Genomic DNA, 12,723 nt, shown 5'->3' on the forward strand with positions numbered 1-12,723 from the left:
CCCCCAGGGGAAGCCGAGCCCGTTCCATCACCTGCCCCGCCCTACGCATAGAGGTCGACATCGCCGGCAACCGCGCAAGAATTTCGATGTTCTCTGCCGCCACGACCGCCGGCGGGCACACTCACTACCGTCCCGCCCACGTGGACCGTTGTCGTGGCGGCACCGCTTCAGACCTCGATCGCGAGAAGATCCGCAAGGTGGCGGTCGATCTGCGGCATGTAGGTCGGGGCGACAGCGAACAGGCCCAAATGCCCGAGCACATCTTCGACCACGCGCAGTTCACTGCCCTTGATCAGTTCCTGCTCGGCAGCACAGTCGCGGACCGGGAACAACTGGTCTTCGTCGATGGGAATCACGAAGGTCTTGGCGGTGATCCGTCCGAGTGCAGCGGCCAGGTCTCCCCCGGTATGCCGAGAGACGTCGCCGCGTTGCCAGGCCCAGGATTGAGTGAGGAGTGCGTTGGGATCCATCGCCGTGAAGTAGGGCTCGAGGAATCCGGTCAGGAACGCGTCCAGGGATTCGAACTCCATTGCTCGCCATACTTCTTGCTTCCAGAACTCGGTCGAGAATCCGAGCACTCCCCAGATGTGAGCCTGCCTGGTGAGGCCGTCGACGACCTGCGTATGCGAGGTGTATTCGCCGCCGTTCCAGCCCGGATCCGACAGGATCGCTTCGCGCATGATCTCCGCGATCAAGAAATCACCGGGAGTGTTGCGTGCCGTACCGGCAATCGGTGCGGCGCGCAGAACCTTGTCGGGGAACCTCACCGCCCATTCGTAGGTCTGTTGAGCTCCCATGGAGCCTCCCGTCACCAACGCGAGGCGTTCGATACCGAAATGCTCCCGGAGCAGCCGCTCCTGGGCCACGACATTGTCCCCGATCCGAACACGAGGGAAGTTCGACATGGCGATCTCTGCGTTGACGCCGGTGGCGTTGTGGGGAGACGTCGACAGACCGTTGCCGATCTGATCCACGCAGACGATGAAATACTTGCTCGGGTCGAGAGCATGGTCAGGACCGATGTATGCGTCGCGCCAGATCTGGTGGGTCCCCGAGTACCAGGTGGGGATGAGGATTGCGTTGTCCTTGGCTTCGTTCAGCGTTCCGAACGTTGCCACTGCGAGCCGGCAGTCCGGGATCGAGCCACCCTCCTCGAGGTCGAGGGCTCCGATGCCGATCAGGTCGTAATCACCGTGGAAGTCGTGCGTGTAGTACGGGTTGTCGATCATCGAGATCGTCCTCCTGAGCTATGAGAAAGCGGTAGCAGCGCGTGCTCACCCGATGACATGTGCGTACGCCGCCGTGAGACGAGCAGTGGTCGACCGCAGGGTCGGATATCCGAGAAGGTCAGCTCAGCTGGAATCCCTTGTAGCCGGCCGCGGCGGCCGCGAGAGTGAGTTCTCGATAGGTGCCGACCCCGCCGGTGTAGGACAGCACGCGGCGAGGTTTTCCGGGAACGTTCGCGCCGTTGTACCAGGAATTGGTCTTCGAGATCAGCGTGGCATTCGCGGTTTCGTCGTGGTGGGCGACCCATTCGCCCTCACCCTCGACGGTCGGTTCGATGACGGTGTACCCGTGCTCACGCATGTGCCGGATGCATTCGGTGATCCATTCGGTCTGTTGCTGCAGACAGGTGGTCATGTTGCACAGAGCCGCGGAGGGGGCGAGTGGGGCACCGGTGGTCAGCATGTTGGGATAGCCGTGCACCATCAGGCCCATCGTCGTGCGGATGTCACGCGACCAGTCGCTCGTGAGCGATCGGTCCTCACGTCCCCGGATGTCGATTCGTGTCAGCGCGCCGGATCCCGCATCGAATCCCGTGGCCAGGATGATGACGTCGACTTCGTGCAGCGTGCCGTCGTCCAACAGGATCCCTTCCGGGACGATTCGGCTGATCGGATTGGTGCGCACCCCGACTGCTTCGACATTCGGACGGTGGTAGACCTCGAGATAATTGGTTTCCAGCGGTACCCGGTGTGTACCGAAGCCGTAGTCGGTCGGAATCAACAGTTCACACAGCTTCGGATCCTTCAGTCGCGCACGCATCTTCTCTCGCACGAACTCGGACACCTGCTCACTGACCTCTTCATCGGAGAACACCTCCGCGAAAGAAGCGAGCCAGAGCTTGAGTGAACCGTTGTCATAGATCTCTTCGAGCCTTTCCCGCCGTTGCTCGGGAGTCAGGTCGACCCATGCATGCTCGAAGTCGTATTCGAAGCCACTGAACGTATGCGGCAACGTCGCGCGAAGTTCCTCGAAGCGCTCCTTGTACGCGGCAACATCCCGGTCGTCGTAGGACGGATTCTTCATCGGCAGGGCGTACTGCGGTGTACGGATGAACACCTTCAGATGTTCGACCTTGTCGGCGATGGTCTGGATGACCTGGATCCCGGTGGCGCCGACACCGATCACTGCAACTTTCTTGCCCGCGACATCGGCGCCCTCCTTCGGCCATCGAGAGGTGTGGAAGATCGGGCCGGCGAAGCTTTCCTGACCCTCGAACACCGACGACATCGGTGCCGACAGCATGCCGGCGCAGGTGATCAGGAACTGGGTGGCAATCGCGTCCCCGCGATCGGTGCGCACGATCCATCGCTTCGAGTCCTCGACGTAATGCGCACTGGTGATCGTCGTCGAGAATTGGATGTCGCGACGCAGATCGAGACTGTCGGTCACATAATGCAACCACTGCTCGATCTCGGGTTGGCCGGGGAAACGCTGACTCCAGCTCCAGTTCTTGTACAGCTCATCGGAAAACAGGTACTGGTAGATGTAGGCCTCCGAATCGAATCGAGCACCCGGATAACGATTCCAGTACCAGGTGCCGCCGACGTCGGAGGCGGTATCGAAGGCGCGCACCCGCAGCCCCAGCTCGCGAAGCTGATGCAGCTGATACAGGCCGGCGACTCCCGCACCGATGATCAACGCGTCCAGCTCGAGTGACACCTCGGTATCAGCAAGTCCGACCGCAGAGGAAGAGTGAGGCGACATGTCCTAGCCTTTCTGTAGTTCAGGTCACGTGGAAGCCATCATCGTGATGTGCGCCTCACTCAGCTGTCCCATCTTCGGACACTTCCCGGCTTCGCAGACACGGATATCACCGAGTCCGGCGCCTCTCGCACCGCCAGCACCCCAGCAGAACCGATTTACAACTCGGGGGGTGTTTTCGACGACGCGGTGGGCAACCTTCGGCAAAGAGGCCTGCAATATATCCGGAATATACTGTTACGCAATGATTTCTACCACCAGTCCAGTTCCGGACCCATCTTGCCGCATGCTCGACACCGCCGCGATCGCCATCTCGATTCGGGTCGCCGCCGCACCGATATGAGCACACAGTCGGCGATCCGACACATTCCGGCCTTCCAACCGCGACCGTTGGATGCCACAGAATCCGAACTCTGTTCTGGTAGCTGCAATTCGAATTGCCATCGTCTGATCCCTCATCCCCCGGTAGCCGCCACGAAGACGGGACGAACCACAGCTTCCCGACTACCCGAATGAAAGGGAAATTCACCGAATCATGGCCACGAGACCGAATAAACCTGTTCAGAGTACGCATGATCATGCAAAACGAACAGTCTGTCGCTGCTCGGAGGGCCGAGATCGCAGTCCTGCCCGAACGGTTCGGCGCATCACCGCCGGCGCAGGTGCTCGAGCGTGCCTTGGTAAGGAACACTGATGTCACACGAAATGCACCATCTCGATCTGGGACTGTGGGCGCTCTTTCTCGCCTACGGCACCTCGATCGCCGGGTCCTTCGTCGGCCTGTCCTGCGCTCGCCGAGCCGCTACCACCCCACTCGGTCCGACATGCTGGCGCTGGTTGGTGATGGCAGCCTTGTCCATCAGCGGTGTCGGGATCCGGATGACCCACTTCATCGCCATGATGGGCTTCGCGGTGAGCCTGATGCACTACTGCGGCATGGCTGGATTTCACGCGTCCTTGGACTCGACCGCCACCACGCCGGAGGGCGTGACGCTCCTCGATTCGATGCTTCAGGCATACATTCTCGGCACGACCATACTGGCGGCGCCGCTCGTCGCATTGGTGCTCGCTCGTCAGAGTGCCGACACCGAGGTCGACGAAGCGATCGCCACGTGGAGCGCGGAGATCAATGATGCTGTCCCCTACCCCGGTGACCGAGGGCAGGAGGCCACAGCTGAACTCGACACCCGTCGAGACGTTCCGCGTCGACCTGCCGACCCCCTTCGCAAGGGTGATGTGCAGGTAGTGCCACACGAACGAGTGCGGCAACCACCTCTCTGGTGAAGGACCCACCGTTCGGCGGGTCCTTCACCAGCCCCCAGCGCACGAGTGTTTGTTGAGAGCAGGGGCATTCGCCGGTCTGGATGCTACCACTGGTGATCAGTGTGCGATGTACTTGGTGGCGAGATACTCGTCGATACCTTCGACCGATCCTTCGCGGCCGAAGCCGGACTCCTTCACCCCTCCGAAGGGCGCGGCCGCGTCGGCGATGATGCCTCGGTTGATTCCGACCATGCCGGTCTCGAGTGCGTTGGCGACTCGGGACGCTCGGTCGAGATTCTGGGTGTAGAAGTACGCAGCGAGGCCGTATTCGGTGTTGTTCGCCGCCGCGATCGCTTCGTCCTCCGTATCGAAGGTGGTGATCGCGGCTACCGGGCCGAAAATCTCCTCACGCAGCAGACGCGCGTCGGGACTCACGCCGTCGAGAACGGTGGGGGAATAGAACGTTCCCGGCCCGTCAGGACGGCCACCGCCGATGCGGATACGCGCACCCTTCGCGACGGCGTCTTCGACCAGAGCACCGACGGTGGCGCACTGCTTCGCGGTGATCAGCGGTCCGATATCGGTTCCTGCGTCGAGACCGTGTCCGGTGCGCAAGGCACCGATGCGTGCCGTGAACTTCTCGCTGAACTCTTCTGCGACGCTACGTGCGACGTGGAATCGGTTGGCTGCTGTACATGCTTGGCCGCCGTTGCGGAATTTTGCAGCCATCGCGCCGTCGACCGCTGCATCGACATCAGCGTCATCGAACACGAGGAAGGGGGCATTGCCTCCGAGTTCCATCGACATCCGCAGGAGCCGATCCGCTGATTGACGAACCAGCATCTTGCCGACACCGGTGGATCCGGTGAACGTGATCTTGCGCAGATCAGCGCTGCTGATCAGTGGTGCGGTCAGCGCTGCAGCATCGGAGGTCGGCAGAATCGACAGCACACCCTCGGGCAGACCCGCATCGGCGAAAATCTGACCGACGAGCAGCATCGTCAAAGGCGTTTCGGCCGCTGGTTTGACGATGATCGAACATCCGGCCGCCAATGCTGGACCGATCTTGCGCGTGGCCATGGCCAACGGAAAGTTCCAGGGGGTGATGGCCAGTACCGGCCCGACCGGTTCTCTGGTGACGACGATGGTGCCGGTTCCCGAGGGGGACGGCGAGACTCGCCCGCTGATTCGGTTCGCTTCCTCGGCAAACCAGTGCAGGAATGATGCGCCGTATTCGATCTCCGCATACGCCTCGTGGAGCGGTTTACCCATCTCGAGAGTGATGGTGCGCGCGAGGTCGTCTGCCCGCTGGTGGATGAGTTCGAATGCGGTGCGCAGTATTTCGGAACGTCGACGCGAGGGAGTCCGCGCCCAGTCCCCCTGCACAGCAGTGGCGTGTTCGAGAGCTCGGCGTCCATCCTCGGGCGCGGCATCGGCGACATGCGCAATCACGGCACCGGTCGCGGGGTCCTCTACGGGGAAAGTGGTGCCGGTAGACGAATCGACGAGTTCTCCACCGACCCAGAGTTGGGTGGGGACGCCCGCGGGGAGAGTGTGGGTCATAGCTCCTGCCGAGTGTGTGAAGGTTCATCGCCACGCCCGACCAGTCGGCACCCGAACCGGGAGCCGAGGCCGATGCAGGTCGCTCGGGTGTAGCCACGCGCGTTCGGTGGCCACACCCGAGCGGGCGAGCGGGTACTAGCTGGTGGTGATGGACTTGCGCGCCTTGTCCTGGAGGGTTTCGAGTGCCCGGATGAGATATCCACGGAAGACAGTGTGGTTTTCGCTCATCGGGAAGTGGCCGATCTCCTTCATCTCGATGAACTCGGCGTTCGGGATCTGCGCCGCGGTCCGGGCGCTGTCCTCGGGGGTGGTGAGGTAGTCGTAGTCACCGGTCAGCATCACAACCGGGCACCGGTCACCGTCGATGTCCGCGAGCTTTCCGCGCAGGTCGTGATCGACCGAGTAGAAGTGCAGGTCACCGCGGAAGGACTCGGAACCCTGGCTGTAGTAGAACCAGGTCTTCCAGCGATCCGCCTCCGGCGACTGAGGTGCCATCAGGTCCCACACGCCGCTCGCGCAGACCTGTGCCGCGTTGGCGTGGGGGTGCTGCCACCAGTCGAGGTAGAAGCCCGGCGAATAGTCCGCACCCTCGACAGGGATGACGCCGGCGAAGCGGTCAGGGTGCCGAAGCGCAAGCTGCAGGGCGATGTTCCCACCGAACGAGGATCCCATGAAGATCGGGTTCTCGAGTTCGAGCGCGTCGCACAACGCCACGATGAAATTGGCGAAGTGGTCCGCGGAAAGCTGGTACTCCTCGGTCCACCATTCGGTGTTCTCCGGCGGATCGGACTTGCCGTGCCGCGGCAGGTCGTAGGCGATGACACGGTAGTTGGCGGTGATCTCCTCGTCTTCGAGCAGACCGCGCCACTGGTGGTTGTGGCAGCCGGCGGTGTGCTGGCACACCAGCGGCTGGCCGGTGCCGTTCTCGAGGTAGAAGACCTTGTACAGCAGTCCGTCGACGTCGACGTCGACGTAGTGGCCGGTGACCGGGGAAATCTTGCTCATCAGTGTTCCTTACGGCTCAAAGGGGGTGGGAGGATCAGACCGGGACGCCGACGGTGCGCAGGAGTTCGATCTGGCGGGTGATGCACCGCAGGTTCTGCATCAACACCAGGATGTCGCCTTCGAGCTTCATGTCGCGCTGGAAGCTCGCGGCCCAGATGCCGTGGTACATCGGGGCGGGCACCGGGACGCCGAAGTTGCGCCAGGTCTCGGCGCTGGCACGCAGCGCGAACTGGTACGGCACATCCAGCGGACCGGGGTCGATCGCGATGTCCACCACGTTGCCGCGGCTCATCTGGATGACGAACGTGTGGTCGGTCATGTCGAGCAGGTACGAGCAGGTGAAGTACTTGCCGTGTGCCTGGATCTCGGGGTCGGTGTTGTTCGCCTCGGTGAACGAGGCCGCCCAGTCGGCCGTGTCGAGGGCACGCGTAGTGACGGTCATGTGGGATTCCTTCGATGAGGGAGACAGCGAGGCCGAGTGCGAGCACTCGCTCCGGTATGCCGACCCGGATCCGGAAAGTGCTGGCCTCCCGGATGCCGTGCCGACCATGACAGCCATCACACCTCGTGTCCGCCGGGTGCGTCCAATACCTATCCGGCCCGGATCGATAGGCAATGACTACTGGTCTCCCGGGGTGGTGTTGGCTATCTTCGGAAACATGCAACCCCAGCTCGACCTGCGACTTCTGTCCTATTTTGTGGCAGTTGCGGAAGAGTTGCACTTCGGGCGCGCAGCCGCCCGTCTGCACATCGCTCAGCCCTCATTGAGCGTGCAGATCCGCAAGCTCGAGCAGAACCTCGGCGCGGTGCTGCTGCTGCGCAGCAGCAGGCATGTCGAACTGACCCCTGCCGGCCAGATCCTGCTCGACGAAAGCCGCCGGTTGCTGGCGAACGCCGAACGAGCCGTCAACCTCACCCGCGAAGCCGCCTACGGCGTCAGTACCCGCAAGTTGGTCATCGGCTTCCAAGGCAACGCAGCTGCCGAGCTCACACCGCACATTCTCAGTACGTTCCAGTCGCTGCATCCGGGCATCCAGGTGCAGATGCATTCCTACGATTTCTCCGACCCGTATGTCGGGTTGGCCGACGGATCCTCCGATGTCGCCTTCGTCCGGCCCCCGCTGTTGATACAGGACTGGCTGGGCATGGAAGCCCTGTTCGTCGAACCCCGGGTGATGGTCGTGTCCGCGAATCATCCGCTCGCCCAGTTGCCCGAGGTGAGCGTCGAACAGGTCACCAACGAGTTCTTCGTCGCACGCAAAGCCCCCGAGAACTGGCGAAACTACTGGCTGGCCACAGAATCGCGCCAAGGCGAACCGGTGCGGGTCGGCGCAGACGTCGCCACCGTCGACGAATGCTTCGAAGCGATCCTCGCCGAGCGCGGCGTGGCATTCTCACAAGCATCGACGCAACGCTTCTACAGCAGACCGAGCCTGGCATTCGTGCCGGTGACCGACATCCCTCCCACGGCGCTGTCCATCGCCTGGCGCACGGATGTCGCGTCCAAACCCGTACAGGATCTCATCGACACAGCACGCGCTGTGGCCTCGCTCCACACCGTGCCCGGAGCATGGTCCACCCGGCCTCACAACTCGATCACCGAAGGTGCCCACCGCACGACAGGCTGACTTCTCCTGGCCCCTCGAATCAGCATTCCGATCACTGGTGCCTTCTTACCGAACCCATTGCTCAGCGTGCGAGTACCGCTCGACGTCACGAACGGTCACAGTCTTTCCCGAGCCGACGTGGACCTGTTGCAGACAACCAACGACACGGCGGCCTCCCTCCGGAGACCGCCGTGTCGTTGGTTGTGCAGCACACCTGGGCGTGACTACCCGCGCTGCTCCGGAAGGTCGTGTGACACAACGCCACATACAAACCCGGTCCGGAGCCACGCAACAGACGCAGTCCTCTGCGCACCCAGTCCGAACCGAGGCGACATCGCGAGCAGCGATGGCCCTATGACAGCCGGCCGTTCACCCGGCGGGGGATACCCCACGGGTTCGCATCGACGAGAGCGGACGGCAGGTTCGCTTCGGGCACCGACTGGTAGGCGACCGGACGCAGGAACCGCCGAATCGCGGTCGCTCCGACGGAGGTGTGTACCGAGTTGGTGGCCGGGTAGGGACCACCGTGGTGCTGAGCCCAACCCACGGCCACACCGGTGGGCCATCCATTCCAGATGACGCGCCCCGCACGGCGCGCAAGCGCACCGAGCAGTCCCGCAGCATCGGGATCGTCATCGGTTCCGTGGACGGTCGCTGTCAACGTGCCCGGCAGGACAGCCATCGCCGCGTACAGCTCCTCGATCGATGTGTAGGTCACGATCAGCCCGAACGGACCGAAGCATTCTTCGAGCAGGTCCTGAGGGTTTCGACGCAGTGCCCGAGCGTCGGTCACGCCGATGACCGGCCGCACCGACAGTTCGTCCAGACCACTCTGCTCGGGCACTGCCACCGGCCGGACCTCGGGATGGTCGAGGATCTGCTGGGACACCTCGAGAAACGACTGCCGGATCCCTGCGTGCAGCAGACGGAACGAATCATCGGCGACCGCGGTTCGAACGAGCCACTCGATCGAACTCTGCTCGGGAACGAACAGCAGCCCCGGCTTGGTGCAGAACTGCCCCGCGCCGAGCAGCAACGATTCGAGGAACTCGCCGGCGATCTTGCCCGACCGGTCCTCGGCGGCCGCAGGTGTCACGAACACCGGATTGGTGCTGCCGAGCTCACCGTAGAACGGGATGGGATCCGGGCGACCGGCTGCCAGGTCGGCCAGCGCACGGCCACCCGATGTCGAGCCGGTGAACCCGACGGCGGTGATACGCCGATCCTGGACGAGCTGACGTCCGATCTCGGCGCCCTGCACAACCCCGAAGGTGCCGTCCGGGGCGCCGCACGCCCGCAGTCCCTCGTCGATCGCCCGCGCATAAGCGGCGGTCAATCGCGGCTGAGCAGGGTGGGCTTTGGCCACGACGGGGCAGCCGGCAGCCAATGCCGAAGCAGTGTCTCCGCCGCCGAGTCCGAATGCGAACGGAAAGTTGCTCGCACCGAACACTGCGACAGGTCCGGTGGGCACGAGCATCCGGCGCAGGTCGGGACGCGGAGCAGGGTGCGCATCCGGATCGGCCGTGTCGATGATCGCTTCCAGCCAGGAGCCCTCCTCGACGACCTCGGCGAACATCCGCAGCTGCGTCGTCGTCCGCGTGACTTCGCCGCGCAGGCGCGGCTCGGGCAGTGAACTGTCGGCGGCCGCCAGCGGTACCAGTTCCGACGCTGTGGCGTCGAGCGCATCGGCCACCGACCGCAGAAGGTGCGCTCGCTCGTGCAGGTCCGTACGAGCAAGAGGCGCCGCGGCGGCCTCGGCGGCGTCGAGAATCCGCTCGTAATCCTGCGCGGAGGTGTCGAGAAGAGTGTCTGTCGCAGTGGTTTCCATTGCTGTCCTGTCGAATTCGGAGCGTCCCGTGCTAAGTGTGTGGATCTCAGTGTGCGGGAGAACCGATGTGATGCGACATCTCCACATGGAGATGGTGTGAGTGCAGTCACCGCCTCCAGGATGGGCATCACACGAGATACCGGATGACTTTGGAGGACGACGATGACCGCAACGACAGGACCACTCGCGGGGGTTCGGGTACTGGATATGACACGTCTGGCGCCCGGACCGTACGCGAGCATGCTGCTCGCGGACCTCGGCGCAGAAGTGATCGCAATCGGTGGTGGTCGTTCCGGGCTTCCGGTGCCCGCGCTGTCGCGAGGCAAGGAGTTCATCTCGCTCGATCTCAAGACCGCCGACGGCCTCGACGCCCTGCACACCCTCGTTTCGGAAGCCGACGTCTTCATGGAAGGATTCCGCCCCGGAGTGGCAGACAAGCTGGGCGCCGGCTACGCGGAACTGTCGGCCCTCAATCCCGGACTCGTCTACTGCAGTGTGACGGGCTACGGCCAGAACGGGCCCATGGCGCAGCGCGCCGGGCACGACATCAACTACCTGGCCATCGCCGGTGCCCTCGGGACCTTCGGCCCCTCGGATCACCCGCCGACACTGCCGCTGAACCTGGTCGCCGACTTCGCAGGCGGCGGATTGCTGTCGGCATTCGGCATCATGTCCGCCCTCTACGACCGCACGCGTACAGGCAAAGGCCGGTACATCGATGCCGCCATGGTCGACGGCGTGCTGTCGATGATGGGAATGAACTTCGTCGATTGGCAGACGCCGACGCTGCCCGGACGTGGACACGGCGTACTGACCGGATCGATGCCGTTCTATCGGTGCTACCGCTGCTCCGACGATCGCTACGTCGCAGTCGGGGCACTCGAGACCGCCTTCTTCGAACGGTTGTGGACCACCCTCGACCTCGGCGCCGTTCCGAACCATTTCGACGAGTCCACCTGGGACCACATCGAAAAGTCACTGACCACAGCATTCGAGACGAAGACGATGGCGGAGTGGACCACAGTGTTCGCCGATGTCGATGCCTGCGTGACACCGGTACTCGAACCGCACGAACTGGCCACCTTCGATCAGATCGTCGCCCGGGACCCGGACTTCGCACTGGATTCGGTCCCCGTGGTCCCGGTGTTCTCCGACGGCCCGACACGGCGCGCCACCGACACCCACGTCAAGACCGAGGAAGTGCTGCGCCGTGCCGGCGTCGCCGAAGACCTCGCCCACCGGGCGGCCGCAGCCGGTATCCCCTCGTCCGTGACGGGTCTGAGCTGGCCCCCACTGTGACCGTCGAACTTCCGAATCATCACCTTCCCCACACAGACCAGGAGTAATTCATGAGTATCGAGTATCGCGAATTCCGCGAGAGCGTCCGCAAACTCGCGCAGACCAAGATCGCACCGCACGCCGCCGATGTGGACGACAAGGAACGATTCCCCTCGGAATCCTGGGCAGCCCTGCGCAGCAACGACCTGCCCGGACTCGCCTACCCCGAGAGCCTCGGCGGCAGTGGAGCCGACCTGCTCGCCCAGGTCATCGCTGTAGAAGAAGTCGCAGCGTCCTGTGCAAGCACGGCACTGGTCATGCTGGTCAACTGGGCCGGCACCTCCACCGTGCTCCGTCAAGGCTCCGACGAACTCAAGCAACTGGTGGTACCGAACGTCGCATCGGGCGCCGCGGGCGCCGCATGGTGCATGACCGAGCCGCGCGTGGGCTCGGACCTGTCGGCGATCGCAACGACCGCAACCCAGGATGGGTCCGACTGGATCCTCAACGGTCAGAAGCGGTTCATCAGCAATGCGCCGTGGGCCGACTGGTACGCCGTGCTGGCGAAGACCGGCGAGAAGTCACTCGGCATCTTCATGGTGCACAAGGACGACGCCGGCGTCAGTTTCGGCGCTCCCGAAAAGAAGATGGGTATGCGCGGCAGCCCCACGACCGACGTGAACTTCGACGAGTGCCGACTGCCCGCCGTCCGGGTCGTCAACGACCCCTACCAGGGGTTCGCGTACATCTCCGAGGAACTGAACGTCAGCCGGGCACTCATCGCCGCGCAGGCTCTCGGCATCGCACAGGGCGCATTCGATGCCGCAGTGTCGTACACGACCGACCGCGAGCAGTTCGGCCAGTCCATCTCCCGCTTCCAGCTTCTGCGCGGCATGGTCGCCGATATGGCCGTCAAGATCGAGTCGGCCCGCACGCTGCTGTACGACGCAGCCCGTCTCATCGACGACGGGGAACCGGCGGGACGGACGAAGGCGGCCATGGCGAAGCTGCTGTGCAGCGACACCGCCATGTCGGTGACCACCGATGCGCTCCAACTGCACGGCGGATACGGCTATGTCCGTGATTATCCGGTCGAGCGGATGATGCGCGACGCCAAGATCACCCAGATCTACGAGGGCACCAACCAGATCCAGCGACTCATCATCGCCAAGTCGGTATACGGAAAGTAGG

General features: G+C 63.6%; 10 protein-coding genes. 4 read left to right on the forward strand and 6 right to left on the reverse strand.

Annotated elements, in window-relative coordinates:
* Nucleotides 1–167: 167 nt before the first annotated feature.
* Nucleotides 168–1,229, reverse strand: a complete 1,062-nt coding sequence (locus tag ACQR3U_RS21200; RefSeq protein WP_024102233.1) for an alpha/beta fold hydrolase — start codon at nt 1,227–1,229, stop codon at nt 168–170.
* A 118-nt stretch (nt 1,230–1,347) separates the two neighbouring features.
* On the reverse strand, nt 1,348–2,946 hold the full coding sequence (locus ACQR3U_RS21205) for a flavin-containing monooxygenase (protein ID WP_428692133.1): 1,599 nt from the start codon (nt 2,944–2,946) through the stop codon (nt 1,348–1,350).
* A gap of 921 nt (nt 2,947–3,867) precedes the next feature.
* Between ACQR3U_RS21205 and ACQR3U_RS21210 the strand changes: the two genes are divergently transcribed.
* Nucleotides 3,868–4,272: an MHYT domain-containing protein gene (locus tag ACQR3U_RS21210; protein ID WP_230811444.1), complete on the forward strand. Its 405-nt coding sequence runs from the start codon at nt 3,868–3,870 to the stop codon at nt 4,270–4,272.
* Nucleotides 4,273–4,368: 96 nt separating this feature from the next.
* On the opposite strand, the gene ACQR3U_RS21215 is transcribed toward ACQR3U_RS21210, so the two are convergent.
* From ACQR3U_RS21215 to ACQR3U_RS21225, 3 genes are all read right to left on the reverse strand, one after another.
* Nucleotides 4,369–5,814, reverse strand: coding sequence for an NAD-dependent succinate-semialdehyde dehydrogenase (locus ACQR3U_RS21215; RefSeq protein WP_230811443.1), 1,446 nt, complete (start codon nt 5,812–5,814; stop codon nt 4,369–4,371).
* Between the two features lie 135 nt (nt 5,815–5,949).
* On the reverse strand, nt 5,950–6,819 hold the full coding sequence (locus ACQR3U_RS21220) for an alpha/beta fold hydrolase (protein ID WP_019288297.1): 870 nt from the start codon (nt 6,817–6,819) through the stop codon (nt 5,950–5,952).
* A gap of 34 nt (nt 6,820–6,853) precedes the next feature.
* Nucleotides 6,854–7,261: a hypothetical protein gene (locus tag ACQR3U_RS21225; protein WP_006553284.1), complete on the reverse strand. Its 408-nt coding sequence runs from the start codon at nt 7,259–7,261 to the stop codon at nt 6,854–6,856.
* On the opposite strand from ACQR3U_RS21225, the gene ACQR3U_RS21230 reads away from it, so the two are divergent.
* Nucleotides 7,260–8,447 (forward strand): LysR family transcriptional regulator, encoded by a 1,188-nt coding sequence (locus tag ACQR3U_RS21230; RefSeq protein ID WP_269456344.1) that lies wholly within the window; start codon nt 7,260–7,262, stop codon nt 8,445–8,447. The genes ACQR3U_RS21225 and ACQR3U_RS21230 overlap by 2 nt on opposite strands.
* Nucleotides 8,448–8,778: 331 nt before the next feature.
* Here the strand turns inward: ACQR3U_RS21230 and ACQR3U_RS21235 are convergent, their stop codons facing one another.
* Complete coding sequence (locus ACQR3U_RS21235; RefSeq protein ID WP_039584295.1) at nt 8,779–10,254, reverse strand: aldehyde dehydrogenase (NADP(+)); 1,476 nt, start codon at nt 10,252–10,254, stop codon at nt 8,779–8,781.
* Between the two features lie 162 nt (nt 10,255–10,416).
* Between ACQR3U_RS21235 and ACQR3U_RS21240 the strand changes: the two genes are divergently transcribed.
* Both ACQR3U_RS21240 and ACQR3U_RS21245 read left to right on the forward strand, forming a co-directional pair.
* Nucleotides 10,417–11,553: a CaiB/BaiF CoA transferase family protein gene (locus ACQR3U_RS21240; RefSeq protein WP_071936074.1), complete on the forward strand. Its 1,137-nt coding sequence runs from the start codon at nt 10,417–10,419 to the stop codon at nt 11,551–11,553.
* A 50-nt stretch (nt 11,554–11,603) separates the two neighbouring features.
* Nucleotides 11,604–12,722 (forward strand): acyl-CoA dehydrogenase family protein, encoded by a 1,119-nt coding sequence (locus tag ACQR3U_RS21245; protein ID WP_006552209.1) that lies wholly within the window; start codon nt 11,604–11,606, stop codon nt 12,720–12,722.
* The last annotated feature ends 1 nt before the right edge of the window (nt 12,723 follow it).

The sequence above is a fragment of the Rhodococcus sp. IEGM1339 genome (assembly GCF_050321925.1).
Lineage (GTDB): Bacteria > Actinomycetota > Actinomycetes > Mycobacteriales > Mycobacteriaceae > Rhodococcus > Rhodococcus pyridinivorans.